This window comes from Arthrobacter castelli DSM 16402, assembly GCF_000430705.1.
GTDB classification, from domain to species: domain Bacteria; phylum Actinomycetota; class Actinomycetes; order Actinomycetales; family Micrococcaceae; genus Arthrobacter_C; species Arthrobacter_C castelli.
This window is the reverse complement of record NZ_AUMN01000001.1, coordinates 36,962-61,563: the sequence shown is the minus strand read 5'-3', so window position 1 is coordinate 61,563 and position 24,602 is coordinate 36,962. Positions and strand designations below refer to the sequence as shown.

The following is a 24,602-nucleotide window of genomic DNA, read 5'->3' as shown; positions in this document are numbered from 1 at the left end:
TGCACCATGGAGCAGCTTACTTCGTATCGAAGTACTTGCTGTAGAGCTTGTCGTACGTGCCGTTCTTCTTCAGCTTGGCCAGCTGCTTGTTGACGTTCTTCAGGATGGCTTCGCTGCCTTCCTCCTGAACCGCGAACCCATACTGCTCACCGGTGTCGTACTTCTCGGCGATCTCGTACTTGCCGCCTGCCTGGTGCTGGATATTTGAGGGCAGATCCATGATGACTCCGGCCACAACTCCTGACTTAAGCGAAGGGTAGAGCTCGGTGTTGCTGGGATACGCCTGGACCTGGGTATCTTCCGGGACGTTCTTCTGTGCGTACGTTTCGCCGGTGGTCCCCTGCTTCACGGCTACGGTCTTGCCGGAGAGGTCCTCGATCGAGGAAATGCCTGAATCGGAGGCCACCAGCAGTGACTGGAGGGAATCGTAGTACGGGTCCGAGAAGTCAATGTTCTTCTCGCGGTCTTCGGTGATGGTCATTGCGGCCGCCGCCATATCGCAGGTATTGGCAGCCAGCGCCGCGCCACTTTGCAGACCCTCGAAGCCGACGTCCTTGATCTTATGCTTCAGGCCCATGCCCTTGGCGATTTCTTCGGTCAGCTCCATGTCGAAGCCGGTGTACTTGCCGCCCTTTGCGAAGGCGAACGGCGGGAAGGGGACGTCGGCGCACACGGTCAGCGTGCCGGGCTGCACCAAGTCCATCCCGGATGCCTCGGAGGAACCGTCGCTGGATGAACCGCCCCCTCCGCAGGCGGTCAAGGCAAGAGTGGATACAGCCACCAACAAGAATGGAGTGCGTGCCCGCATGGGGACTTCCTTTCGGTCAACATCGAGAAAATGTGCATGGGACGCTGGCCGTCAAGCTCGTATCCCCCTGCACTGACTGGTTATGACGGTATCACTGCCAGCGGTGTGATTCATATTACGAACGCATTCCGATTGCCTGCAGCATCGGGCGGAATTTGGCCCACGTTTCGGCCAGTTCCGCCTCCGGGTCGGAGGCGGCGACAATGCCGCAACCGGCGAAAAGCCTGATCGTGAGGGGGTCTTCGACCACCGCGCCGCGCAGTGCGATGCCCCATTCGCCATTGCCGGCGGCGTCCATCCAGCCCACCGGCCCCGCATACGGGCCGCGGTCCAAATGTTCAAGCTCGTGGATCAGCGTGGCTGCGGCCTCGGTCGGGGTGCCGCAGACGGCCGCGGTGGGGTGGAGCGCAGCGGCGAGGGCCAACGACGTCGGCAGTTGCCCATTGCTGCGGGCCAGTTCAGCGGTGACGTCGGAGGCGAGGTGCCACACATTGGGCAGCTCCAGCACAAACGGCTCACTGTGCGCGGTCATAGTGGAAGTGAAAGGTTCCAGTTGCCGGGTCAGCGATTCAATGGCGAACTGGTGTTCGTGGCGCTGCTTCTCATCGGACGTGAGTCCGTCTTCGGCGTATCGAGCATCGGCGTGCGGGGCGTTGGCGCGGTCAAGGGTGCCGGCCAGCACCCGGGCGCGGGCCATGTCGCCTTCGACCATGATCAACATTTCCGGCGTGGAGCCGATGACCCCGTCGACGCCGTAGGTCCAGCACTCGCGGTAGCGCATCGCCAGCTCCCGCAGCACCTGGGCGGTGTCCACGGGGCGTGACAGATGCGCCACCACGTCGCGGGCCAGCACCAGCTTCTCCAGGGCACCGGCCTTGATGTGTTCGACACCGTCGGTGACGGCCGACTTCCACTGCTCTTCGCTCAGCGAGCCGGTGTTCAACCTGGTGTCCCCGTCGGTGCCGCCGATGGTGGCCCCAACGGGGGAAGGATCTTCCGCTGTCGGGTCCTGCTGGTCGGGTTCGGGGCCTTCGAGCACCATTTCCAAGGCAGCCCGGGCACCCTCGGCCGTCAATTCGCCGCCGACGTCGGCTCCGTCGCTGGCTAGTTGGGTCAGCCAACCCTGCCCGTCGCGGGAGCCGACAATGAGCCGGGGGACGATGAGCCACGACTTGTATTCCGAATTGCTGGAGAAGGTGAATGAGCCGAATGCCACCGGTCCGGTGCCGGGCAACCCGACGTGGTCTTCGACTTGGGCGGCGGCGGCCAGGTGGCGCCACCATTGCTGGGCCGCCTCGAACCGTTCGGGCCCGGTTGTCTCGATCCTGGCCAGCTCGCCAAAGCCGACCAGCCCTTCTTCGTGCCGGATCCAGCAGAGCAGGTCGTCCCGGACCAGATAATCCAGCAAACCGGTCAGTGATGTGATGTCGCCCAGTTCCACGGTGATGGACCGCAGGGGGCCGGCCGATGACGCCGGGGCAGCAGTGGATGAAGCCGTGGTCACGGCAGCGGACGGGATGGTCATGATCCCTTAAGCCTACCCGCAGCTGCGCCATGGACGCGGTTCTGCGCCGCTTGGGAAGATTTGAGACAATGCTCAAGTGAACCGTGCATCTTTGGATAAGCGCCCTGACGAAGTGGCGGCCATGTTCGACGACGTGGCCCCCAAATACGACGTCGTCAACGACGTGCTGTCCATGGGACAGACCCACCGGTGGCGGCGTATCGTCGTCGACGCCGTGGACGCCTCGCCGGGGCAGCGCGTGCTTGATTTGGCCGCCGGAACCGGCACCTCCAGCGAGCCGTATGCCGACGCGGGTGTCGACGTCGTGGCCTGCGACTTCTCGCTGGGCATGCTGCGGGTGGGCAAGCGCCGGCGCCCGGATATCGACTTCGTCGCCGGAGATGCCACCGCGCTGCCGTTTGCCGACGACTCCTTCGACGCCACCACGATCTCCTTCGGCTTGCGCAATATCAACGACCCGAAGCTGGCGCTGGCCGAGATGTTCCGGGTGACCAAGCCAGGAGGGCGGCTGGTGATCGCCGAATTTTCCCATCCGGTGTTCCCGCTGTGGCGGACCATGTACACCGAATACCTGATGCGTGCACTGCCGAAGATTGCCACCAGGGTCAGTTCCAACCCTGTGGCCTATATCTACCTGGCCGAGTCCATCCGCGCCTGGCCGGACCAGGACGAACTGGCCGGCTGGCTGACCGGCAGTGGTTTTACCGACATCGCTTACCGCAACCTCAATGGCGGCATCGTCGCCGTCCACCGGGGAACGAAACCCGGACAGCATGTACCGGGTACAGCGGCGAAAAAGGGCGCCCCGGCCAGACTCCGGAAAAAGAGCACGAGGGCAGTTAATTAAGTGTCGGTATTGATTGTCGGGGCCGGGCCTGCCGGCTCCACGGCCGCGTATTACCTGGCCCGGGCCGGGATCGAAACCACGGTGCTGGAAAAAACCACCTTCCCGCGCGAGAAGGTGTGCGGCGACGGATTCACCCCGCGGGCCGTCCGGGAAATCCAGCGGCTCGGCTTGCCGCATGACGAGGCCGACGGTTGGCGGCGGAACCAGGGGCTGCGGCTGATCGCCGGTGGCCGCACGGTGGAAGTGCCATGGCCGGACTTGACCGATTTCCCCGGCTACGGTCTGGTGCGGACCCGGCTGGGCTTCGACGAGGCGCTGGCCCGGCATGCCGAGCAGGCGGGCGCCACCATCCTGGAGCGGCACAGCGTCACCGCAGCAATCAGAGACGACGCCGCCAGGGTCATCGGCGCGCGGGCGAACGTGCTCGACGGCGCGGGCAGGAAAACCGGCGAGACGAAGGACTTCCACGCCGATGTGGTGCTGGCCGCCGACGGAAACTCCGCCCGCACCGCGCTGTCCCTGGGGTTCCAGAAGCGTGACGACCGCCCGATGGGGGTCGCGGTCAGGACGTATTACACCAGTCCGAGGCACGACGACGACTGGATGGAGGGCTGGCTGGAGCTGAAGGCCCCGGCCAACGGATCCTCGACCAACGCAGCCCATGGGTCCACAGCCAACGGGGGCTCCGGACGGAACGGCCCCACCAAGGTGCTGCCCGGCTACGGCTGGGTCTTCGGCGTCGGCGATGGCACCTCGAACGTGGGGCTGGGGGTGCTCAACTCGTCCAAGTCCTTTGGCAAACTCGACTACCGTAAGGTGCTGCGCGAATGGACCGAGTCGATGCCGGAGGAATGGGGATACCGGCCGGAAAACCAGGTGGGCGAAATCCGCGGGGCGGCACTGCCCATGGGATTCAACCGCACCCCGCACTACAGCCCCGGCCTGCTGTTGCTGGGCGACGCCGGGGGCATGGTCAGTCCGTTCAATGGCGAAGGCATTCCCTACGCGATGGAATCGGCCCGAATCGCCGCCGAACTGATTGCCGACTCGATGCCGCCGCCACAGGGCACGCTGGCCGGTGTCGCCAGTGCCACTGGCTCCGGGAGGACCACCGGAGGAAGCAACCTCGACGCCGCTCTGCACAGGTACCCGGACATCATCCGCAGCGAATGGGGCAGTCATTTCACCCTCGGGAGGATGTTCGCCAAGCTCATTAGCAACCCCGCCATCATGAAGCTCGCGTTGCGCACCGGAATGCCCATCCCAGTGCTGATGCGCTTTGTCGTCCGCCTGTTGGCGAACCTGACAGATAACGATGGGAAGGGGTTTGAAGATAGAGTTGTACATCTATTGGAAAGGCTCACCCCGCCCACTTCCAACCAAGCTTCCACTCGTCCATAGAAGTAAGTGTTTATCCAGTGACTCATTCTGCCGACACCAGCTGGACCAGCGCCGGCCATGGTGTTCCCGACGCCGCCGAGGTGGACACATCAACGAGCCAGATTGCAGCGGCTCTGAACCTGCCCGATGGCTTCGCCCGGATCTCGGAAGATGACGACCTGGGCCCGGCGGTGTCGACGTCGTTGGCACGGGTGGAACGCCAACTGCGCGAGGCGATCGCCAACTCGGACCCCTTGGCCGACGCCACCAGCCGCCACCTGGTCGAGGCCGGCGGCAAGCGGATCCGGCCACTGCTGACGATCCTCGCCTCCCACTTGGCGGACGCGTCCCAACCCGCCGTCTCCCAGGCCGCCGTCGTCGTCGAGCTGACGCACCTGGCCACCCTCTACCACGACGACGTGATGGACTCCGCCCCGTACCGACGCGGCGCACCGACCGCACATGAAGTGTGGGGCAACAGCGTCGCTATCCTCACCGGCGACCTGCTGTTCGCCCGGGCATCCATCCTGGTGTCCGAGCTCGGCGCCGAGGCGCTGGGGATCCAGGCGAGGACCTTCGAGCGGCTGTGCCTCGGCCAGCTGCACGAAACCGTCGGCCCGTCCGAGAGCGATGACGCCGTCGAACACTACCTGTCGGTGATCGCCGACAAGACCGGCTCGCTGGTGGCCGCCTCCGGCCAGCTCGGCGCGCTGATGGCCGGTGCGGACGAGAAGATCATGAAAACCATGGTCTCGTACGGTGAGAAGGTCGGCGTCGCGTTCCAACTGGCCGACGACGTCATCGATGTCACCGGCCTGAAGAATGTTTCGGGCAAGACCCCGGGAACCGACCTGCGTGAGGGTGTGCCCACCTTGCCGGTGCTGCTGCTGCGCAAGGCGGCCGACGACGGCGATCAGTCCGCCGCGGATGTGCTGACGATGGTCGACGGCGACTTGGCCGCGGACGAGGCGCTCGCCGCCGCGGTCACCGCGCTGCGCGAACATCCGGCGACGGCGGAGGCATGGGAAGTCGCCCAGCAGTGGGCCGACGACGCCGTAGCCTCGCTTGGGCCGCTGCCGGAGGGCGCGGTGAAGGAAGCCTTGGCAGGTTTCGCCCAGGCGGTGGTGGTCCGGAGCAGCTGACTGGCCTTACTCTTCCTCGTCTTCTTCGAAGACCCACTCGAACATGTCGAAGACGAACTCGCTGAACGTCCCCTCTTCGCTGTGCCACCGCCCGTTGGGGTTGCGGCGCCAGACGATCGGATCCGGCACATCGAGGTCCTGGACCTGGAAGCCCCAGTACGTGGTCTCCTCCTCATCTTCCAGGAAGAGCAGGTACCCGCCGTCGACCTCCAACTCATCCGGGTCCCAGAAGTAGTTGTAGATCTCCATCAGCTCGCTGTTGCCGAGGCAATGCAGGAACTCGCGCAACACCAGCGGCACCTCGAAGTCGTACTGGTCCAGTTCCGTATCAAGCACCGGTGCGGCGATCGCATCGTCCTCGGTCCAGTCCCGCTCCAGATACTTGGGAACCAGGCCCCGGAACTTGTCGAGGTACATGTTGGGCATGCGGATTCTCCTGCCGATGCTGTTAAGTGATTATGCACGCCCCAGCCTACCGGGCGAGGGACCCCAAGTGGGCTTGCGAACTTGGGTCCCCTGGTGGGCGATGCCGGACCCGGTAGTCGCTATTGCAAGAGCGTTCGTTCGGTCTCGGTCACGAGCATGTCCCATAAGGCACCGGAAGGTGTGGCTTGGAGCGCGGCACGGTCTGCGTCGATGCCGCCGTAACTGTAGAATCCCGCGGCCCCGGCATTGACCAGGCCGGCACGGAAATCTCCGGGTTCCATGCTGAGGGTAAAGACAACCCAGGGTTCATGCCACATCCGCAGGAAGCGATCATCGGCTTCGGCAGGCGCCGCAGTCATGTCGTCGACGAACCTGGACTCGAGAGTCGCGACCGGAAGCTGTTCGGGCACCATCTCGATGGACCATGCAGGCCCGAGCCCGATCCATCGGCCGATCATCTCGGGCACCGCCTCGTTTTCCACCATCTCGAGCTGTGCCGAACCTTCGTCGACCCGGGACGAATCCTGATTGGATGTCCCGGCATCCTGTTCCAGCAGACTGTGATGCGACCGACCGGCGGTGATGAGTGCCCCGGAATCCCCCATGTGGATCCGGAGCCCGGAAGAATGCCGACCGTACTGCGCCGACAGCGAGACCACCGCCCGAGTCGCCCTGAGCGGACTGAGCAGGAATTCGCCCTCGTCCGTCAACTTGCCCTTCTCGGTGATGACGTCCGCCTCGACCAGATCCCGCACGGCAGTTGGATTACCCTGGAGATCGAACCGTCCCAGCCGGTGCCGTTCGGCGAGTTGAGTGAGTAGCTCCAGGCCGGTGGAGCTGAGCCACGGACCGTCCGACGTGTAGGGTTGGGTGGCCGATATCCCGGACAGCTCCTCGACCTGCTCACCGGTAACTTCCGAAACCCACCGGTCCAGCCGGGGTTCCTTTGCGGGAAAATTGCTCATCGACCCTCTTCCGTAAATTCCACCGACGAAGCGATGTAATTGGCAAGCTCTGCATACGCCGACCGTTCGCTGACCAGACAGCTGAACGTCAACTCCACGGCAAGCTCCGGCGTTGCGAAAAGATGCTTCACGACGTCGACCAACATGGGACCAACGCGGTGAGTGAATTCGATCCGCCGCGCGGGATAGCCGGCCTCCCAGAGGTTACAGGAGGCGATATAAGTTGAGGTCGCATCGGCGATGGCCGATGCCATAGTCCGGGTCGACAATTGCTGGATCGAAGCGCTGGAGGGTTCGGTGAGCACCACTAGATTGGGACGGAAGTCCTGCGGTGCGTCCGATATTTCCGGCCCTGCGATGACCAGCTCGGTGCCCGGAACGTCCAGCCGCTCCCAATCACCGGGTGCCCGCAAGGATAGCCCCTGCAACTGGATTAATGGATGCTGCATGGTCTGGTCGGTCATGCATGCTCTCCGTACTTCCGGCTTATCCCCACAGGGAGTCCCATAGTTCTCCTGCCTTTTCGGCCGTGGCATCAACGGCCCCGTCGATTCCTTCTCTGATCTCCTCGCCGAACTCCTTGCCGATCCACCCACCGACAGCACCGAGGCCGGCGCCAACGACAACCCCGACGGCGAGTCCCACCGGCCCACCGATAGCCGTGCCGACCATGGCGCCGACCTTGGCACCGGCCGCTGCCCCTGCCACTGCTGCCCCGCCGACGACGGCGACGTCGGTGGCGGCGCTGACGGTACGTTCGGTGGTTCCCCAGTCGGGGTGCTCGGCGAGGTCCTGACGCCAGCGCGAAGCCCCTGCGTCCCACAAGGTCATCGCGGTACCAACCCCTGCCAGTCCCTTTCCGCCCAATTTGGCCCAGCGGGGAGTGTTCGCGACTGAAGGGTCGGCCACTATCTTCGTCGGACGCGAATGCGAATTCGCCTTGATTGGTTGGGGATTGGACCGCACGGTAGCCCGTCCGGTTTCCAAGTAGATTCCGCCCACTTTTGTGTAGGGTGTGCCGTTATGCACATAGTCGACGCGCGCGTTGTCAAGCCTCAGCGGGTTGGGCGCACCCGAGGTAGGGCCGAGCTTGGGGAGATCCTGTACGGGGGCGATCCTGGGGACATTCCCCGGGCGGGAGTCCCACCCCGTGCCGAACTTGGGGGCGCCCGGCACGGGGTCGAACTTGGAAGCACCTGGCTTGGGCACCCAGAGGGGAGAACGGTGCGTCCTCTTCGCTATCCCCTCGCCTACAGAATAGCCCATGCCGACAAGGGGAGTGCCGAGTATCCCCGGACCGCTGGCTGCGGTACCCTTCCAAGACGGATGCGCGCCCAGTATTGTGCTGGCGCAGGTGTCTTCAGCCGCCTTGTATTTACCCGCCAGCGTTGAAATCTGGCCAGCATAGTTCGGAGTGCCGGGCACGTTATCGCCTGGATCTCCAGGTTCGGCGTTTGCCGTGGCGGCCTCGTCAAGGAGCCGGTTTCTTTCAGGCATCAGTGTCCGGACTTCGGAAGCGAAGGTGATCAACGCGTCGCGGACCGTGATTGCCGCGTTCTCCACGTCGTCACCGGCGGTGGCGACATCGTCGAAGGCGCTCAGTACGATTTCCTGTTCGGGCGCTTCATAGGCGCCGCTGAGACCTGCCCAGGTGCTCTTGGCGTCTGAAGCGGTGTTCTGTATGGCCTGTCCGGCATCCTTAATGTCCCCTGCTGCGGTCTCGACGGCATCCGGACTGGCCCAACCGGTCAGCGCCGACGTATCAATATTCCCCATCAGGTGCTCCCGCCGCCTTGTCGCTTGCGTTGGCTGCCATGTCCAAGTCGCCTTGGGCATAATGTTCGACGGCGGCCGCCGTGTTGCTGGTCGCGCTTTCCGCCTGCTCCGCTGCGTCGCTGGCTGGCCCGACGAGAGCGGGGCGGCGGACATAGTCCAGCGCTGCAGTGATCAGTGAGGAGTTGCAGGCTGTCGAGGCGCTGTCGATGGCCGAGCCCAGGGTTCTTTTCTCTCTCGGCAACGACGAGTGCTTATCCTCGGTGGACGAGATGATGCTTCGTGCTGTGGCGACGTCGATATCCCACTTGGCCATTTATCCTCCTTCTTCTTCCAGCGACTACGCTACCAACGCGTCTCGGACGGTTCCACGGCCGGGCATGGGGCGAACTACCCATCCCGTTTGCGCGGAGGTCAGCGCCGACGCCGGCCGAATCGTGGAACAGGAAACTCGCGGGGGTCGCAGCCCCTTGCTTCCCAGGAACGGAGCCATCGAGGACGGGCGAAGACCGGCAGCCAGAAGAAACTGATGATGAAGATCCAGATCCCGGCGACGGCTGCCAGCAGCAGGGTGACGCGCAGGGCATCCCAGGCGGGGTCGAAGAGGGCTACGAGGGGAACCAGGCAAAAGCCGATTCCGGCATACAGCAGTCCAAGGCCTGAGAACGTCTTGCCGCGGGGATTGAGCCCGGTCATCGTGACCCAACTGCGCCAGCGGCCGGCGTAGGCCAGGCTGCCGAAGACAGTCATTGGGATGCCGAGCAGCAGGCCAATGGCGGAGTCGCTAAATTCCATCTATTGAGTCCCTCGGTTTACCGGTCGTTGAGATTGTGTCCGTCACTCTCCCCGGAGGCCCCCGTCAGCGCGGCCACCAGTTCATCGTAGGCTGCCAATGGATGCGGACGGCCTGCCGTCGGCTCCGTCGAATAGGTGATGAGTAAGGACGTCAGGGGGCCGGCACCCACGAGCTGCGCAGTGTCACCGGCCAGCTGGAGCGCGTTGCGGGGACCGGCTGTCTCCAGCGTCTCCGGCCCGAACAATGCGCAGGCCGGGACGGTCGCCCCGGTGAAGCGGGCCGGTCGGTTCAGATTGGTATGTCCCAGGCCGTGCCCCAGCACAGCATGACGGGCCCTGGCGTCGTGCATAGCCCGGGCGAATCCCTCAAGCTCGCCTTCGGATACTGGTTCCGGTGTCTCGGCCAGGAATGTGACTATCTCATGGACACCCCTGGAACTGCGTTCCATGCTCAACGTGGCAATGGACGGCGCGCCGGATCCCGGCCGTGGCGCCCCGATGACGACGGCGGTGGTTGGCATCGGTGCCCGGTTCCGGAAATAGGCATTAAGCTCCGCGGTGTCCCATAGTTCGCTGGCCGGTTCCACCAGCCCCCAACCAGCGGGAGCTGCACCGGTGAGTTCAGTGAAGATCCGCTCGCAAAACCTGCCTACCCGGGTGTTGGCGCTGGCCGGGTGCAGGGTGTCCGCCTGTACCCGGATGTGTCCCTGGCCGGCCGGCGCGGCGAGGAACTCGTTCGCAGGTTCGCCAATGGATTCAAACCCGCCGTTCGTCCACTGCAACAGCTGACCGGTGGTGGCATCGAAAAAGCTGCCGTCTGCAGTGGCCACCACCCATTGGCACCCCGGCCGGGAGAGCAGCTCGTCCAGCGGAAGGGTGATTGCAGCGTCCGGTGGACTGAGCACGGCAAAGTCACGGCTGCTGGTCACTGCTGCACGGTAGGCGCGGGTGATCCAGTGGGAGAGATGGAGTACGGATTTGTCCTGGTGGACCACGCCCATTTGTCCGGTGCTGAAGTCGAACGGGACTTCTGTGCTCATGCGGCCTCCCCTCGTGGCAGGATGACGGCGCCTTCCGACCTCCCGGCAACGGCGTGGGCGAGCCGGTTGGCCAGTGGATCGGTGACCTGCAGGTCTGCGAGGGCATGGATGTCCTGCCACCAGATCACCTCGTCGGATGGGATTCCTCCGGAGCCTTCGGTAAAGACAAGCGGCACGCTGACCCCCTCAACCGCGGAGACGTCGGCGCCTTCCAGCAGTCTTTGCAGTTCGGCAGGGTTCTGTATTCGGCGGGGAAGCTCGACCGCGAGCAGGGCGGGCGGATTCTCGCCGCCGTCGGATTCCACTACGATCTCCCACACCGTCTCTTCCGCGGTCGTGCGGATGCTGGATTCCGGCATCACCTCGAGCAGGGCAGCGATCAGCACCTCGTGGGTCTGCTCGTACCGGCTGATCACAACCCAATCACTGCTCATCGCTGGCTCCGTTCGCGTCGTCATTGTGGAACAGCTGAACTGTTTGCAGCGGTTTGCCGGACTGGACGAGCTGCGCACGGCCGGTAGGCAGACTCCGCGCCCGGATGCCATTGAGGAGGGTGCCCTCACCCCGATCCCCGGACATAATCAACCCGGTGCTGCCGGAGTCGCGCAAGGAGGTGAAGAAAGACTCGAACATTCCGCGCCCGGCCCCGCGCACCCTCCGCGCGAGGATCCCGTGCAACCCGATCTCCGGGCCCATGGGAAGGTAGGATCCGAGTCGCGACAAAGGACTCTGGCCCCCCGCGGTCAGAATGTCGTAATCGTCGATGATCAGGACCACCCGGGGATGCGGCCCATCGTCGTCATTGACTCGCTTATCGAGTTCGGTCGTTATCGCCGCAGACAGTTTCTCGGCCAGAGCCACGCTATTGGCGTAGCCGCCCAGATAGGCGTCAGGCACTTCGCCCGCCAGGGTCCGACGCGGATCGTAGACCGCAAAGACCAGTTCTTCTTCGGTGTGCTGCTCAATCAGTCTGCGGATGACCGTCCGCATGGCATTTGTCTTGCCGCACTCATCGTCACCAAGAATCAGCAGGTTCCGATCGGCCGAATCCATATTCAGGGTCAGCGTGCCCAGGTCAGTTTCCCGCAGCCCCAGCGGAACCATCCCCGCCCGCCCTGGCGTCTCGGCGGCAGCGGCTTCCACCAATTGCGGCAGCACTCGCACCTGCATGGCGCGTTCGTCGGTTGCTTCGGTGACTGCGGCCGCCATGTCCCGCATGCCCTGGACGGCAGTGTCCTCGTCCGCGGCTCCGTCAATCCGTGGCAAGGCCAATTGCCCCTGCAGCTTGCTGTCCATCAAGGCCCGTCCCGGAGTGTTCGGGCTGACGCCTTCGGCCAGTTTCCGTCCGTAGGCAGATTCGCCGGGATCTCCCAGACGCAACTCGATCCGGTTGCCGAAGAAACTCTGCTGCGATATCCGTACTTCGTTGAACCGTGTTGCCGTGACGATCACGTGGATTCCGTAGCCGCCGCCGCGGGCGATCAGTGAATGCACGGACTTTTCAATGTCCTCGAACTCGTCGCTCAACTGCCCGTAGCCATCGATCAGCAGTATGACGTCGGCACTGGCCAGTTCCGGCAGCTTCCCGGCGGCGGACATCCGCCGCATGGTGGCCAATGAGTCGATATGGTGGCGCTCAAACAGCGCCTCGCGTGACCGGAGCATCCCGTGGACTTCTTCCACCGTGCGGCGGACAACCTCCCGGTTGGTGCGCATCGCCACGCCGCCCACGTGGGGCAATCCTTCCAGCGGCATCAGTGCCGAGCCCAACAGGTCGACAGCGTAAATCCCCACCTCCGTGGGGTCGTGAGTCAGCGCCAGCGAGGCGATAATCGTGCGCAGCGCGGTGCTCTTGCCCGAGTGGGGGCCACCGACGATCATCAGATTGCCACCACCGGCGGCAAGATCCAGTTCCCAGGTGCCTTGCCATTGGCCGGCCGGATCATCCAGCAGGCCCAGCGGGATCTGCAGGTTTCCACCTTGGTTGAGCCGGAGTCCGGCGCTGGTGGCGCTCGTGCCTCCGGCGGCGGTGTCCAGCGCGATCCCGTCCGGCAGCGGTGGCAACCAGATCGGAGCGACCGCGCGGGGGAAGGACTGCAGGGTCTGAACCAAGGTGCTCAGCACGGTGGGTCCGGTGGTCCGTTGGGAGGCGCCCGAGCGTGCCGGCGTGGCGGGCTGATCCTCGGTGCCGGGCGCGGACTCCAGCGTTGCGGCGTAGGTGGGGACGGGGACGACGGCGGGCACTTCCTCGCTCTCGTCTTCCTGTTCTTCTTCGACAGCTTCCAGCGCTCCGGAGACGTAGCCGGCCTTGAAGCGGGTATAGGTGGTGGTGTCGACCTTGAGGTAGCCATAGCCCGGCACCGCCGGAAGGTGGAAGGCGTCGGGTGTCTCCAGCACGGTCCGGCTTTCGCCTTCGGAGAGGGTGCGCAGGCCGATCCGGTATGAAAGGTAGGTATCCAAGCCCCGAAGCTTGCCGCCCTCAATGCGCTGGCTGGACAGCAGCAGGTGGACGCCGATGGAACGCCCGATGCGGCCAATGGACAGGAACAGTTCGATGAAGTCCGGCCTGGCGGTCAGCAGCTCGCCGAACTCGTCAATGATAATCACCAGATGGGGAAGTGGTTCCATGTGCTGGCCGTCGGCCAGCCGTTGCTCCCGGTGGAGGTGGTAATCGGTGATGTTGGCCAGGTTTCCGGCGTCCTTGAGTACCTGTTGCCGCCGCTGCACTTCGCCCGACAGGCTGGCATAGACCCGCTCGATCAAACTGACGTCATCAGACAAGTTGGTGATGATGCCTGCGACCTGCGGCACGCCCTCAAACGGGGCGAAGGTTGCTCCGCCCTTGTAGTCAACCAGCACCATGGAGACCGTTTCCGGAGAATGGGTCGCCAACAGGCCAACCACCAGCGAACGCAGCATCTCGGACTTGCCCGAGCCTGTCGCGCCGACACATAACCCGTGCGGACCCATCCCGAACTGCGCAGATTCCTTCAGGTCCAGCATCGCCGGCCGGCCGGTGTCGTCTGGTCCCAGCGGCACCCGCAGGAAGTCCGTCTCGCCGCGGGGCTGCCACAGTCGTTCGATGTCGGCACGGTCCAGCCGCGGGGACAGCCCGAGCATGTCCAGGAAGCCAATCGCGCTGGAAGAGGCGTCGTGTTCAAGCGAATCCTCCGACAGCCGCAGTGGTGCCAGCGTGCGGGCCAGTGACTCGGCCGTTGCCACGCTCAAGTCGTCGAGCGTTCCCGTCGCGACTGCGGGATCCACAGGGTCCCGGCGGTAATTTTCGATGAGCAGCTCGTCTTCGGTTCCACTGACGCGGACGGAGACCTCCGAAGGCTCGAACTTCCGGTCGCTGACCAGGAACACGGTCGTGACGCCGACCTGCCCCGTGGCCGGCCGGTTATCGGGCAGCCGCAGGTCCGTGGGCAGTTCTCCATGTGCGTCAGAAATGACCAACAGCCGGGGAACGGTGTTGCCAAGACCGGATTTGAGGAAATTCCGCCGCGATTCGGCCGCAGCCGTGGCCCGCGCACCCAGATCGGAGGACAGCAAGGCTGACAGTTCGTTCATGTCGGGCGCCAGCCGCCGCACCGGACCGGTGGCGTGCGTTTTGGTCTGGTCGGCCAGATGCGGGAGCCACGACGCCCACTGCCAGTCGGCGATGCTGTCCGAGTCCGCCGCGACGGCCAGATGAAGGTCCTCGGGGGAATGGAAGGAAGCGGCCTGGATCAACAGGGCCCGGCAAATTGCGAGTCCGAACTCGCGACTGCCAACAATGCTGACGTTTCCGGCCGAATCCAGCGGCAGGGTCAGCGGCAACGACGGCGACGTCGAGTACCGCGCGCGCAGGATATCCAACTCGTTCACCATGAAGGTGTCGGTCTGTTGCATCCCGTTGGCCGAACCATGGACCGGCAGTTCCCGGTTGGCTCGTTCGCCCTGGCCAATCCGCACTGTCAGGAAGTCTTCATCCGCCCGACGCCGTTCCCACAGCCTGCGGGGGTTGCGGAGAATGTCAAAAAGGGCCCCCGGAGGCGGATCTGAGATCCATGAACTGCGGTAATCACGGCGCTCGTCCGAACGCAACTGGTTCCTGGACCGCTCAAGATATTCGAGGTAGTTTTCGCGTTGCTCGCGCCGCTGCCTGGCCTGCTTACCCCGCTGGCTGACCAGCATCACCAGCGAAGCGATCACTGTGACTATCATCATGAGTGCCCCGACGGCGGCCAGGCCGGAGCCGCGGAACAGCATCATCACGGTCATCGATAGGCCGGCACCGAGCATCGGGACAATCGACATCATGCTCATCCCGCCCTTGCCGCCTTCACTCGGCGGCGGCGCATCCAGCGGATAGGGATCCAGTGGGCGGGCCGGCGCGGTCGAGCGGGCGGGCCGGTGTACTACCTTCTGGCTCATCTCAGTTGCTCCCGTTTGCCAGCTGCAGCGCCCGGGAGGCGATCCGGGTGGTGTGCAGGCGGGTGTCGGGCCTCAACAGCGGCAGGTCGATTTGCAATCCCGCGGACAGGTGCCGGTCATACAGCAGGTGCATCGCGTCCAGACCCTGGCGCCGGAAGGTCTCTGCCTCTGCGGCAGGATCAAACGGCCCGCCGGCGTCGACCCCGGTCAGCACGGGAAGCAGCGGGGTGGCCGCCAGTTCCGGATTGGAGCGCCACATCCCCGCGTACCAGCGCAGATCTTCCATTCCCGCGACGGTGGCCGGGGCGACAAAAACGACGGCGTGGGCACGGGCGAGCGCCCAGGACGATTCCTCGGTCCTGATGCCCGTCGGGCCGTCGAAGATGGTTACAGGAAAGTACCGGCTGACCGAGGTCAACACATTGGACAGGGCGGGGCCGCTGGTATTCGGCCGGTTGCCACGACTGCCCGAGACATAGAGTCCACCGCCGGCATCACCGAGCAGCGACGCCAGCACGGCCTGGTCGAGCGATTCCGCGTTCCGCAGCCTGCCGGTGAAGTCCTCCAATGACGGCGCATTATCTGATCCGGCACGCAGGGCGAGCGTGCCCAGGCCGGGATCGAGGTCCAACCCCGCGACCGATTCCTGCCGTACAGTGGCGAAAGTCCTGGCGACCAGCGCCGCCGTCGTCGACTTGCCGCCACCACCGCGGGAACCGGTCACCAGGATCCTGCGCCCGGTGGTGATTGGCTCCTGCGCCGCGGCTGCGGCCCCGGCCAGTTGTTCCGGATAATCGTCCGAACCGAGCATGGCCCACGCCGACCGGACGACCCGCCTCGGCCAGGACTCCGCTGGCCGGGTGCGCAGCCGCCGCTGCCGTCGCTGCACCTCCGATTCGAAGCCGGTGCCGGGCACGCCGCTATAATCGGGGCGGCGTGCAGCGTCCTGCTGATTGATGTTGTGTTGTTCCATTAGAAGGTCTCCAGCAATTGGCCGAACACTCCGAACAGGCCTATCAGCAGCGGGATGATAGCCAGGATGGAAATCGTCTCAAACCGTTTCCCGGCCAGCCTGAACCGTGCTGCGACATGGGCGGGCAAGCGGATCAGCAGCATGGCACCAATCACGAGGCTGATCACCAGTATTAGCGTTCCGGCCACCCAGAACAACGACGGCGACAGACGGATCAGCGAGTTGGCGGCGGCGAGCACGCCGATGGATGAGGCCGCATACAGCGCCAGCCGTTGGGCGGCAAGCGGAAACGACATCGCCCGCAAGAAGTTGGCTAACGTCAGCGCCAGCAGCAAGGGCAGTGTCCATTCCTGGCTGTCGTCATCCAGGCCCAGCAACCAGAGCCCTGCTGCAAGCGATAGCGCGCATACGATGGCACCCAGCACGAGCGTCTGATGTGCTGCCGCGATCGAGGCCAGGGCATCCCGGCGACGGATCAGGGTTCCATGAGCGCGCCGGTCATCGAGCGCGGCTAATCCGGATAATGACAGGGCAAACTTGGGCAGCAGCCCCAGCACCAGCACGGACGCGGCAGCGGCGATGGCAGGAACCCTCACGGGATCGCCCGTTGATAGAGCGGCCGCGGACCAGGTTGCGAGCAGTACTGCCAGCACCAGGGCGGCGCTGTAGAAGCCCCTGCCTTGTTCAACGACGAAGCCCAACACAGCCAACGTGAAGGCGGTGAGGGCAGCCAGCAGCAAGGCCTGCAACGGCCCGGACCATGGGCCGTCAACTATACTGCTTGCACCGATCAACCAGCCAGTCCCGGCCAGCGAAGCAGCGACGGCAACCGGAACCGTGCGGCTCGCTCCCAACGCCGCTGCCAGGATCAGCAATACTGCGGATTCGGCCACCAGCCCCCATGAGACCGCCGAACCTTCACCACCGGGCATCAGGAACAGCGAAGCAGCCCACAGCCCGGCGGCGGCGAACGTTCCGGCGGCGATCTCCCGCCAGCGCACGGACCATCGGCCGGTCACATGGCCGGACTCGGCCACCACCGTGTCGGTGACGTCGTACACCACCGGGGCCGGCGGAGCGTCGGCCGAACTATGCAGCCGGAGGGCAGTGCCGTCGGCCACACCCGCCGCGGCGAGGGAATCGCCGTCGTCAATTTCGTTGCCGCCCGGCGTCAGCAGCACCTTTGCCGCGACGTCGGCCTTCGGCTGGTCATCCAGCAGTTCCAGAATCTGTGGCAACAGTGTGCCAACCGGCTCCCGCGAGGGCAACACAAGGTCGACGTGGCGGCTGGACCCCATGAGGGTCACCCGTGTCATGGAATCAGCCATGGATGGCACGCACTTCCGAAGTGGGGAGGTCCATCACTTGAATGACGGAGGCGCTCTGGCTGCGCTGGCGTTGCTCGGCTCGTTGTTCGGCCAGCAGATTGCTGATGAAGGAATATCCGACGCAGATGGCAGCAACCAGCGCGGCGACGGCCACGCTGAACAGGAACAGTTTGATAATGTCAGTCCACCGCCGTTGCAAGGGATTCTGCCCGAAGAGCAGTGCGGAGGTCAGCCGGGTGCGGCGAACTGCTACTGATTCAATCAGCTGCGTGTCGTAGTCATACGGCATTCAGACCTCCAAGCAGGGCGGTTCGGGTGGACGTTTTCATCTCATATTGCCAATTCGCGCCTGTCAATTTGATAACACGCGAAGAGCATGGGTACTTATACCCATGCGATTCGATTGACTCTGCACCCGGACCACGATTCCATATAAACCACGGGGTTAAGAATCCCGGGTAATGGAATGTTCAGGCAGCGTCCGTGCCGATTGCAACAATTGCGGTTGGCGGAATGCGGACGCGGTACGGATTTTTAGGAGGTTGTTATGCCGAAGTTCGACATGGACAATCAGACGCTGTCACAACTGCGGCAGCGCTCGAGTGGATCCAATGAAGACCTTGGCGGTTTAGTGCGCCAGCTGGTCGATTCAGTCGCGCCGCTGGAGGGAAAGTTCAACGGCTCCGGCCGTGCACGTTTCGACGAGTTCAAGCAGCGGGCCGATTACGTGGCCGACGACATCAACCGGGCGCTGGGCAGCATCGTGGAAGGCCAGGGAGGCATGGACGTTGCCTTCCAGACCGGCGACCAGGAAACGGCCGACAACTCGCAGCAGGCTGCGAGTGGCGCAAACTTTGACGCTGCCAAATTCATGGGACGCTAAGCACTTCCTTCGACCCCTTACAACTGCTGTGCGGAGTATCTGCACGCAACGATGAAAGGTGCATCTGATGGCACAGGACCGTATTTCGTATGACACCGACGCTTCCGCCCAGGTGGAGACCGATATCGGCGGGATTGTCGGCAGGCTCGAAGCCCTGATCGGTGACCGCGACCAGCAAGTCGCCACCGCGATGGCTGACTTCTACGCTGAGGGAATCTCCGAAGACTATCAGCACATCGAACAGAAGTGGAAGGGCTCGGCCGATGAGGTGCGGGAGATCATCCGCTTGGTAAAAGAGACCCTGCTCAATAACGACGAGACGGCGGGAACCACCCAGCAGCGTGGCCGCACTGCCGTACAAAACATCCACTGATGAAGTGGGACGTTGACCCTTCCGGCGTCCAGAGCATCCTTCAGGAAGTGCAGGGCTACGCCACGGACTACGAATCGGAGTTCTCCGATATGGGGACGTCCTTGGGGGCAATCAGCGAGGCAGGCAAGTCAGGCATCATTGCAAAGGCACTGCAAGGACTGTCGGATGAAAACCTGGCGCCGGCGATGAAGAGCATTGCGGGTAGGACCGGCATAGCGTTGAACGCGACAGCCAAAGCCGTCCGCGCCTATGGGCAGGGGCAGATGGAGATGGCTGCAAACGCCCAAGAGAATGCGGACAACGCTCCGAAGCTGGTGGAGAGCTCGCCGGGTGGAACCGGAGGGGCGCAGCCGGGCGACTTCCGGTAGCGCAGTCGGGCCCTCTATCTGTCGACTTTCAGTAGAACGACCTCATACCTTGACCTAGGACAATCGTGGGTTTCAATCCTTCCAACTTTCCGCCAATTGCTGATGCTGAGCGGCTGCGGACACAAGCGGACAAATTCAAGACCGGCGCCGACAAGGTCGAGGATTTGGCTACGGATTCATACACCGCCTGGTCCAAGATGCCAAGCGTGTATGAGGCGCCGGAGGCATCGATCGTCTATGGTGCCTTTGGTCCTGTCAAGACCAGTGGGCAGGATCTGGCGGACGATGCTGCGACGGTGAAAGCCGCCATCGACACCTATGCCGGTGAGGCCGAGAACATCAAGACTCGATACGACGCACTGATGGTGCGTTATCGGGATGTGGAGGCACAGAAGGCTTCTGACGATGAATGGCAAGAGGATGAGGAACTGGTCAAGGAGGATAACGACATCCTCTCTGACGCCAACGCTTTGATGGCCGACTACATGGCGGCTCAGCGAACGTGTGCCAACAAGATCTCCGGGATCTATGGCGGCACCACGTACGTTCCGACTACGCAGGAGGGTGCCGACCCCGGAGAAAAGCAGTTCGGTTTTACCGGCGAGCAGTTGGATGCCGCAGCGGGCGAGGGCAAACTTCCGTGGGGCGAGCCCAGTGAGTATGACGCGCCATGGTGGGAGGACGGCCTGAACATGGTGGGGTCGTTTTTCAAGGGCGTTTGGAGCGGTGTCACAGGTACCGCGACCGGCTTGTGGAACATGGTCAACTTCACCGACTGGGAGACGTTCTCCACCACGTGGAAGGGCATCGGGACGTTGGCCGTGGATGCGGCCATTGTATCGAATCCTGCGCTTGCGATGACGGTCGGCGCAGAGCGCAGACAGCAAGCGGGGCAGCGATTGTTGGCCGTTGGTAAGTCTGCCATCCATTGGGATGAGTGGCAGGAGGATCCTGCTTATGCTGCCGGAGCTTCCACATTCGACCTGGCGACGATTCTGCTGACGGCGGGCGCCGGGGCAGTAACGAAGACCGGCTCTGTGGCTTCGAAGATCTCTACCGTGGCCGGTGCAGGGTCGAAGGCCGGTACCGCGCTGAAGGTCACTGGCTTGGGGGCGGCGGCTCGCACGACGGTGAAGGTCTCTGATCTTGCCACTGATCTGAAGATTAAGTCGTTGGATTTGGGCACTTCGGTCACACAGAAGTTGGGGAACGTGGCTCCTGGGACTCCTCGCGTTGACGCGATGCCTGAGCCGGCTCCGGCGCACGTGGGGGTCGATTCTCCTGATTCAGGGCCATCCACCAGTGCGGTTGACCACGGGAACACCCGGATGGATACGCAGGCCGATGGCCGCGGAAGCGGTCCTGCCGCTAGTACGACGGGGCCCAATAGTGGTTCGAGTGCTCCTGCCACAACGGGACCCCAAGGTGGTTCCCCCGACGGTGGCAGCTCGAGTGGTGGTTCGACTGATGGCCGGAGCTCGGATGCCGGTGCGCCGGTTGCCGGCGGTGAAGGACCTGCTGATGGTGGCTCGTCGGATGGGCCGGAGTCGGCTCCTGCCGGGGATACGGCAGAGCCCGGTAGTGGCGCCCCGGACGGTGGGGACACGGGCACGCCGGACCGCGGCGATTCGGATCAGGGCGCGCCTGCCACGGATGCGCCGGACGGAGGGGACGCTGACTCGGATGCCGATACAGCGTCGAACGGCGGCGACTCGGATGCGGGTACGGAGACCGCGGACGGTGACGTGGACGCAGGTGATGGAGCAGGTACTGGTTCAGAAGCGACCGATGTCGCTAACTCTACGGATGTAACCAGCCATTCCGAAAGTTCCGGAGATGACGCCGGCGGGGCCCAAGACTCCGGGCTCTCAGCCTCAGAACGTGACCGCATCGTCGCAATGGACAAGGGTACGCGACCTGATCCAACTACTTATTTGTCGCCCGAGTATATATCCGAGCATCTGGCCCCGTTTGAAGAGGGCGCCACTCGGTTTATGACCGAGTCGAATCTCGAGAAGTACGGTATCGCTCAGCGGGACGGCACGTCGTTCGTGATGCCGAAGCCAGAGGTTGATGCGCTCGTGGAGTCCACTGGGGGGAATCCGCGGGCGATGGAAGAGGCTCTGGGACTTCCCGAAGGGTTCTTCGAAAATGGAGCAGTTCGTGTTGACATCGAGTCGCCCGGCGAGAGCGGGCTAAGAATGCCGTCTGGTAACGAGGCGGGGGCAAATGAGCAGTGGGTTCCAGGTGGACAGCTTCCGACCGGTTTCTCTGAGGCCGTCGTCGATGGGGCCGATATTGATCCTTCAGAGTACGATGTTTCCACGCTTGATTAGTTTGGGAGGTGGCTTCCGTGAAGTTCGTTGATGCGTATTTTTCTCGCGAGAACCGCTACGCCTTGGGCGTCGAGCAAGAAGCGGGTCGATACTACGCGTCGCTGCCTGTGAGCAATGGGGTTGTCGATTACGAGGAATATTACGAACTCACTAAAGCGCAATTCGATCATTTTCGCGCTGAACCTGATGACGCCATTGAATTCATCGAGGCATGCCGTCGGCGTGAGCATGATGATCTTCTGATCCAGAAGCCCGGCTGGAATCGCGGAACGCCGGTCTAGCTGAGTTCGGGTACTTCAATGCAGGGCAGGACTGCACTGCCGTCACCCGCGTGCTGGTCCAGGACGGGGTGCATGATGAATTCCTCGACATGCTGGCCAAGGCAGCGGAGGGTCTTGAGACAGGCAACGAGGACGAGTCCAAGAACTACTTCGGACCGCTGAACAACATTAACCACTTCAACTCTGTGCGCAGCGTGTTGGACTCTGTCCCGGATCACGCCGAATGCCGGTGGTTTCGTGTCTGATGGTGCGGATACTGCGCATCTGCGCACTCCGCAGGCGATCATCGAGGGGCTCCGGCTTGACTACCTTGAAAACGGCGGGTCACCGTACGATCGCGATGTGATGCATCTCGTTCGGTTCCAGACTCCCGAAATAGACGGGGTCGGTATTCCGTATGAAGCTGCCCGCGCAAGATTGCCGGAGGAGCATCGCTATAAGGATCTGCCTGGTTTGTATGAGAATATCCAGGGTCCTCCTCACAGCAGTAACGGATTTACCACGAGTGAAGTCGGCGGCGAGCGGATTATCCCCGAATACTTTACGGCTGACGGCGGCAATGTTCCCATGCGCGAGGGTGCAGAGATGTGGCGGATCAACCGTGCAGGTGAAGAAGTGCTGGTCGGGATATTTGATGACAACAGGAAGTGGATTCGCGTTGGTTGAGCAGAAGCTGTCCGGGGGAAAGCGCTTGTCCGGCAGATACGCTGTGTGGCGCGGACAAGAGTACGACGTTGGGGCGGTGGATCGAGAACGTGCTCGTGTGCCGATTTATTTTTATGGTCCTGAACCTGCCGGAATGGGTTTTGAGAGGGATGGACGGCATCCGGATCAGCGATGGCCATGGTGGTCGCGCTGGGTTCCTGTGGATGAGATTGAGAAGGCATACAAGGTGTCTTCACGGGGCGTGTGGCGGGAGGCGGAGTTTTTTATTCACGCCATGAACTCGAACGGGGAGATAAATATCGAAGGGCCCACGCGGCAGTACGGCGAGCAGAAGCCGATTAGCTGGTGGCTGGGACTCCCAGGGTTCGCGTCCTCGGACTTCCGCCGGGCAGAGGGCTGGGTGCCGTTGTCTGAGGTGACAGACGTTAGCGAAGTAATCACGGAGATGAAAATGTAAGTTGGCCGGATCGGCTCCGTCGGAGTCCAACATGGCAAGACGGTGGTTTGTTAGTTCCCTGGGCTGCGACTCAACGATGTCGCAATTCAGGAAAGCTGGATGACCTGCATCTCTATCGGGAAGGTTCCCAGCTGTGGGTAGGTGTCTCCGATACGAGAGCGTTCATCTAGACTGAAAGTTCGCCAGTGCAGCAGACACGGAGGAGCAGAGCGTGGCAGCCATCTTGCAGAAGGCCTTGAACGAATACCAGGTCAAGGAACTGGTCGAAGGAAACAAGGATCGGGTTTCCGGGTTCGTGCTCAAAGCGGTTGATGTAGCCGCCGTCAAGGATCCGGCTTTGTTATTTCAAGCTCACGGGCTCGGCTTTGCGGGATCTCCGTGGCGCGAGGATGCGTCGTACCTGGACGTGCTGCGGTTTGCCACTCCACCCAACGTGTATATTCACACTCCTACAACTCCCGACTTCGTGGACCGAGCACCGTTCAATGGGACAGGTTTTGCAACTTGGGAGGGCGGCTCCGCGCCGCTGTACTTTCTCGACGAGGTGCGGCTGCCCCCCCGGGGCGGAGCTGTGGAGGATTCACAGGGACGCGCCTGAGGAATTGGTTGCCGTGTACGGGGATGTTGCCTCAGGGTGGACAGCGATGCCTGGCAACGGGTTTGGCGCGCCGCAGCAGAACACCCCGGCCTCGGTCATTGGGTGGACTGCCATCTGGAACGGTTACCGGCTCAGTGCGGATCTGGTCGACGGGAACTCGTCGGTGGTGCTCGCGGCATCCAGCGAACCACCGGCCGATGCCACGGGTTTCGAAAAGACACCGCGGAGTGCCTGGCGCAAAAAGGTCTCCATCGATGAAGTCGCCGACGTCTTCGAGCTCTTTGGCCGGGTGACGTACCAGGGTGCTCCGTTCCGGCTGGTCGACGTCGGGCAGGAGGGTGGGCGACGATTGTTCCGCTTGTTCTATACCGGCCATGACGCGGATCAGGCCGAAGCAATGGGGCTGACAAAGAGCGACGCCGGTGTGTACTGGACAGTGGTGGACGAGTCCACGGTGGAGAATGTCGAGTTCCTGCAGAACAGGTTGGCCGGGTTGCCGGGGGCGGACTAGGTGTACTGACCATGGAGGGTGCTGACGGCGGCGTGTCGTGGACGGGCTCGGTGGCATCCTGGAGCCCTCCCATTCGGGGCCTCGCGGTGTATTATGGATTCATGAGTGGGACATATCCGGTTGTGATGGGAGATCGGGGACGAATGGTCGTTCCGGCAGAGCTTCGGGAACGGCTGGACCTGCAGGCTGGCTCAGCCCTGGTCATGGTGGACACACCTCAGGGCGTGGTCCTGGTGACACGAGATCAGATGAAGAGCCTGGTCCGCGGAAAGTTGCAGGGGTTGAACCTCGTCGATGAGTTGTTGGCGGATCGGCGGCGTCAGGCGGCGGCGGAAGATGCTGCGTGAATCTTTTCGATGCATCTGCATTGCTGTGTTTCCTGCAGGGTGAGGAAGGTTCCGATGTCGTCGAACGCGAACTCGTCGCCGGTGGAGCGTGCAGTGCTGCGAATTGGTCAGAGACCGCCCAGAAGCTGATTGCCCATGATCAGGATTGGGATTTTGCCCGCGGCTTGATCCTGAGCTTCGATCTTACCATCGAGCCCGTCCTTGGCGATGACGCTGAGCTCGCGGCGCGACTGTGGCGGAGGGGGAGCGGTCTCTCATTGGGGGACCGACTGTGTTTGGCAACGGCGCAGCGGCTCGGTGCCTTCATATGGACCGCAGATGCCTCGTGGGGAAGCTCGGATCAGGTGCGCCAGATTCGTTAGCC

Annotated in this window: 29 protein-coding genes; 15 read left to right on the top strand and 14 right to left on the bottom strand. The window is 63.3% G+C overall.

Features of this window, described 5'->3' with window-relative positions; genetic code table 11:
• Positions 1-16: 16 nt before the first annotated feature.
• A complete protein-coding gene (locus tag H535_RS0100345) occupies positions 17-808 on the bottom strand; it encodes a transporter substrate-binding domain-containing protein (RefSeq protein WP_026817951.1) in 792 nt (263 codons plus the stop codon).
• 115 nt (positions 809-923) lie between these two features.
• Positions 924-2,333 (bottom strand): isochorismate synthase, encoded by a 1,410-nt coding sequence (locus H535_RS0100340; RefSeq protein ID WP_081416342.1) that lies wholly within the window; start codon positions 2,331-2,333, stop codon positions 924-926.
• 76 nt (positions 2,334-2,409) lie between these two features.
• Between H535_RS0100340 and H535_RS0100335 the strand changes: the two genes are divergently transcribed.
• Genes H535_RS0100335 through H535_RS0100325 form a run of 3 tightly spaced genes read left to right on the top strand, consistent with a single transcriptional unit; the run spans position 2,410 to position 5,702 of the window.
• Positions 2,410-3,180: a demethylmenaquinone methyltransferase gene (locus H535_RS0100335; protein ID WP_026817949.1), complete on the top strand. Its 771-nt coding sequence runs from the start codon at positions 2,410-2,412 to the stop codon at positions 3,178-3,180.
• On the top strand, positions 3,181-4,581 hold the full coding sequence (locus H535_RS22620) for an FAD-dependent oxidoreductase (protein WP_035767865.1): 1,401 nt from the start codon (positions 3,181-3,183) through the stop codon (positions 4,579-4,581).
• 17 nt (positions 4,582-4,598) lie between these two features.
• Positions 4,599-5,702, top strand: coding sequence for a polyprenyl synthetase family protein (locus H535_RS0100325; RefSeq protein WP_026817948.1), 1,104 nt, complete (start codon positions 4,599-4,601; stop codon positions 5,700-5,702).
• Positions 5,703-5,708: 6 nt separating this feature from the next.
• Here H535_RS0100325 and H535_RS0100320 read toward each other — a convergent pair whose 3' ends face one another.
• The 12 genes from H535_RS0100320 to H535_RS0100265 all read right to left on the bottom strand — a co-directional run bounded on the left by H535_RS0100320 (position 5,709) and on the right by H535_RS0100265 (position 17,707).
• Positions 5,709-6,128, bottom strand: a complete 420-nt coding sequence (locus tag H535_RS0100320; protein WP_026817947.1) for a hypothetical protein — start codon at positions 6,126-6,128, stop codon at positions 5,709-5,711.
• 119 nt (positions 6,129-6,247) lie between these two features.
• Entirely contained in the window at positions 6,248-7,093 is an 846-nt protein-coding gene (locus tag H535_RS0100315; protein WP_026817946.1) for a hypothetical protein, read from the bottom strand.
• Positions 7,090-7,557, bottom strand: a complete 468-nt coding sequence (locus H535_RS0100310; protein WP_026817945.1) for a hypothetical protein — start codon at positions 7,555-7,557, stop codon at positions 7,090-7,092. Before H535_RS0100310 ends, H535_RS0100315 begins: the two co-directional genes overlap by 4 nt.
• Positions 7,558-7,579: 22 nt before the next feature.
• Positions 7,580-8,869 carry a WXG100 family type VII secretion target gene (locus H535_RS0100305; protein WP_026817944.1) on the bottom strand — a complete coding sequence of 430 codons (1,290 nt, stop codon included), beginning with the start codon at positions 8,867-8,869 and terminating at the stop codon, positions 7,580-7,582.
• Positions 8,856-9,182 carry a DUF6507 family protein gene (locus tag H535_RS0100300; RefSeq protein WP_026817943.1) on the bottom strand — a complete coding sequence of 109 codons (327 nt, stop codon included), beginning with the start codon at positions 9,180-9,182 and terminating at the stop codon, positions 8,856-8,858. The genes H535_RS0100305 and H535_RS0100300 overlap by 14 nt, the downstream gene beginning before the upstream one ends.
• Positions 9,183-9,280: 98 nt before the next feature.
• Positions 9,281-9,661, bottom strand: coding sequence for a hypothetical protein (locus H535_RS0100295; RefSeq protein ID WP_026817942.1), 381 nt, complete (start codon positions 9,659-9,661; stop codon positions 9,281-9,283).
• 17 nt (positions 9,662-9,678) lie between these two features.
• On the bottom strand, positions 9,679-10,701 hold the full coding sequence (locus H535_RS0100290) for a DUF6177 family protein (protein WP_026817941.1): 1,023 nt from the start codon (positions 10,699-10,701) through the stop codon (positions 9,679-9,681).
• Entirely contained in the window at positions 10,698-11,135 is a 438-nt protein-coding gene (locus H535_RS0100285; protein ID WP_026817940.1) for a hypothetical protein, read from the bottom strand. Before H535_RS0100285 ends, H535_RS0100290 begins: the two co-directional genes overlap by 4 nt.
• The gene (locus H535_RS0100280) at positions 11,125-15,117 is read right to left on the bottom strand and encodes a type VII secretion protein EccC (RefSeq protein WP_026817939.1); all 3,993 of its coding nucleotides are present in this window, start codon (positions 15,115-15,117) and stop codon (positions 11,125-11,127) included. Before H535_RS0100280 ends, H535_RS0100285 begins: the two co-directional genes overlap by 11 nt.
• A 1-nt stretch (position 15,118) precedes the next feature.
• Positions 15,119-16,090 (bottom strand): nucleotide-binding protein, encoded by a 972-nt coding sequence (locus tag H535_RS0100275; protein WP_026817938.1) that lies wholly within the window; start codon positions 16,088-16,090, stop codon positions 15,119-15,121.
• Positions 16,090-17,418, bottom strand: a complete 1,329-nt coding sequence (gene eccD, locus H535_RS0100270; RefSeq protein ID WP_026817937.1) for a type VII secretion integral membrane protein EccD — start codon at positions 17,416-17,418, stop codon at positions 16,090-16,092. Before eccD ends, H535_RS0100275 begins: the two co-directional genes overlap by 1 nt.
• Positions 17,411-17,707, bottom strand: coding sequence for a hypothetical protein (locus H535_RS0100265; protein ID WP_026817936.1), 297 nt, complete (start codon positions 17,705-17,707; stop codon positions 17,411-17,413). Before H535_RS0100265 ends, eccD begins: the two co-directional genes overlap by 8 nt.
• Positions 17,708-17,965: 258 nt before the next feature.
• Between H535_RS0100265 and H535_RS0100260 the strand changes: the two genes are divergently transcribed.
• The 12 genes from H535_RS0100260 to H535_RS0100205 all read left to right on the top strand — a co-directional run bounded on the left by H535_RS0100260 (position 17,966) and on the right by H535_RS0100205 (position 24,600).
• Positions 17,966-18,301, top strand: a complete 336-nt coding sequence (locus H535_RS0100260; RefSeq protein WP_245580092.1) for a hypothetical protein — start codon at positions 17,966-17,968, stop codon at positions 18,299-18,301.
• Positions 18,302-18,368: 67 nt separating this feature from the next.
• Positions 18,369-18,674: a pore-forming ESAT-6 family protein gene (locus H535_RS0100255; protein WP_026817934.1), complete on the top strand. Its 306-nt coding sequence runs from the start codon at positions 18,369-18,371 to the stop codon at positions 18,672-18,674.
• A complete protein-coding gene (locus H535_RS0100250; RefSeq protein WP_026817933.1) occupies positions 18,674-19,042 on the top strand; it encodes a DUF6507 family protein in 369 nt (122 codons plus the stop codon). The genes H535_RS0100255 and H535_RS0100250 overlap by 1 nt, the downstream gene beginning before the upstream one ends.
• A 65-nt stretch (positions 19,043-19,107) precedes the next feature.
• The gene (locus H535_RS0100245; protein ID WP_026817932.1) at positions 19,108-21,378 is read left to right on the top strand and encodes a hypothetical protein; all 2,271 of its coding nucleotides are present in this window, start codon (positions 19,108-19,110) and stop codon (positions 21,376-21,378) included.
• Positions 21,379-21,395: 17 nt separating this feature from the next.
• On the top strand, positions 21,396-21,659 hold the full coding sequence (locus H535_RS28160; RefSeq protein WP_026817931.1) for a hypothetical protein: 264 nt from the start codon (positions 21,396-21,398) through the stop codon (positions 21,657-21,659).
• Entirely contained in the window at positions 21,635-21,904 is a 270-nt protein-coding gene (locus tag H535_RS0100235; protein ID WP_081416341.1) for an aldehyde dehydrogenase family protein, read from the top strand. Before H535_RS28160 ends, H535_RS0100235 begins: the two co-directional genes overlap by 25 nt.
• Positions 21,897-22,325 (top strand): hypothetical protein, encoded by a 429-nt coding sequence (locus H535_RS0100230; protein WP_026817929.1) that lies wholly within the window; start codon positions 21,897-21,899, stop codon positions 22,323-22,325. The genes H535_RS0100235 and H535_RS0100230 overlap by 8 nt, the downstream gene beginning before the upstream one ends.
• Positions 22,318-22,782, top strand: coding sequence for a hypothetical protein (locus tag H535_RS28815; RefSeq protein ID WP_155838449.1), 465 nt, complete (start codon positions 22,318-22,320; stop codon positions 22,780-22,782). The genes H535_RS0100230 and H535_RS28815 overlap by 8 nt, the downstream gene beginning before the upstream one ends.
• 211 nt (positions 22,783-22,993) lie before the next feature.
• Entirely contained in the window at positions 22,994-23,380 is a 387-nt protein-coding gene (locus tag H535_RS0100220; RefSeq protein ID WP_026817927.1) for a hypothetical protein, read from the top strand.
• A 46-nt stretch (positions 23,381-23,426) separates the two neighbouring features.
• Positions 23,427-23,891: a DNA circularization N-terminal domain-containing protein gene (locus tag H535_RS0100215; RefSeq protein ID WP_035767859.1), complete on the top strand. Its 465-nt coding sequence runs from the start codon at positions 23,427-23,429 to the stop codon at positions 23,889-23,891.
• Between the two features lie 101 nt (positions 23,892-23,992).
• On the top strand, positions 23,993-24,238 hold the full coding sequence (locus H535_RS0100210) for an AbrB/MazE/SpoVT family DNA-binding domain-containing protein (RefSeq protein WP_026817925.1): 246 nt from the start codon (positions 23,993-23,995) through the stop codon (positions 24,236-24,238).
• Positions 24,235-24,600: a type II toxin-antitoxin system VapC family toxin gene (locus tag H535_RS0100205; RefSeq protein ID WP_026817924.1), complete on the top strand. Its 366-nt coding sequence runs from the start codon at positions 24,235-24,237 to the stop codon at positions 24,598-24,600. The genes H535_RS0100210 and H535_RS0100205 overlap by 4 nt, the downstream gene beginning before the upstream one ends.
• Positions 24,601-24,602 lie beyond the last annotated feature (2 nt).

What these genes read in the sequence shown, in the direction of transcription:
- H535_RS0100345 (WP_026817951.1), bottom strand. Translation starts at nt 808, where the DNA reads ATGCGGGCACGCACTCCATTCTTGTTGGTGGCTGTATCCACTCTTGCC.
- eccD (WP_026817937.1), bottom strand. Translation starts at nt 17,418, where the DNA reads ATGGCTGATTCCATGACACGGGTGACCCTCATGGGGTCCAGCCGCCAC.
- H535_RS0100275 (WP_026817938.1), bottom strand. Translation starts at nt 16,090, where the DNA reads ATGGAACAACACAACATCAATCAGCAGGACGCTGCACGCCGCCCCGAT.
- H535_RS0100305 (WP_026817944.1), bottom strand. Translation starts at nt 8,869, where the DNA reads ATGGGGAATATTGATACGTCGGCGCTGACCGGTTGGGCCAGTCCGGAT.
- H535_RS0100265 (WP_026817936.1), bottom strand. Translation starts at nt 17,707, where the DNA reads ATGCCGTATGACTACGACACGCAGCTGATTGAATCAGTAGCAGTTCGC.
- H535_RS0100340 (WP_081416342.1), bottom strand. Translation starts at nt 2,333, where the DNA reads ATGACCATCCCGTCCGCTGCCGTGACCACGGCTTCATCCACTGCTGCC.
- H535_RS0100250 (WP_026817933.1), top strand. Translation starts at nt 18,674, where the DNA reads ATGAAGTGGGACGTTGACCCTTCCGGCGTCCAGAGCATCCTTCAGGAA.
- H535_RS0100320 (WP_026817947.1), bottom strand. Translation starts at nt 6,128, where the DNA reads ATGCCCAACATGTACCTCGACAAGTTCCGGGGCCTGGTTCCCAAGTAT.
- H535_RS0100210 (WP_026817925.1), top strand. Translation starts at nt 23,993, where the DNA reads ATGAGTGGGACATATCCGGTTGTGATGGGAGATCGGGGACGAATGGTC.
- H535_RS0100310 (WP_026817945.1), bottom strand. Translation starts at nt 7,557, where the DNA reads ATGACCGACCAGACCATGCAGCATCCATTAATCCAGTTGCAGGGGCTA.
- H535_RS0100290 (WP_026817941.1), bottom strand. Translation starts at nt 10,701, where the DNA reads ATGAGCACAGAAGTCCCGTTCGACTTCAGCACCGGACAAATGGGCGTG.
- H535_RS0100300 (WP_026817943.1), bottom strand. Translation starts at nt 9,182, where the DNA reads ATGGCCAAGTGGGATATCGACGTCGCCACAGCACGAAGCATCATCTCG.
- H535_RS0100215 (WP_035767859.1), top strand. Translation starts at nt 23,427, where the DNA reads ATGCCTGGCAACGGGTTTGGCGCGCCGCAGCAGAACACCCCGGCCTCG.
- H535_RS0100315 (WP_026817946.1), bottom strand. Translation starts at nt 7,093, where the DNA reads ATGAGCAATTTTCCCGCAAAGGAACCCCGGCTGGACCGGTGGGTTTCG.
- H535_RS0100260 (WP_245580092.1), top strand. Translation starts at nt 17,966, where the DNA reads ATGCCGAAGTTCGACATGGACAATCAGACGCTGTCACAACTGCGGCAG.
- H535_RS0100285 (WP_026817940.1), bottom strand. Translation starts at nt 11,135, where the DNA reads ATGAGCAGTGATTGGGTTGTGATCAGCCGGTACGAGCAGACCCACGAG.
- H535_RS0100295 (WP_026817942.1), bottom strand. Translation starts at nt 9,661, where the DNA reads ATGGAATTTAGCGACTCCGCCATTGGCCTGCTGCTCGGCATCCCAATG.
- H535_RS0100280 (WP_026817939.1), bottom strand. Translation starts at nt 15,117, where the DNA reads ATGAGCCAGAAGGTAGTACACCGGCCCGCCCGCTCGACCGCGCCGGCC.
- H535_RS0100255 (WP_026817934.1), top strand. Translation starts at nt 18,369, where the DNA reads ATGGCACAGGACCGTATTTCGTATGACACCGACGCTTCCGCCCAGGTG.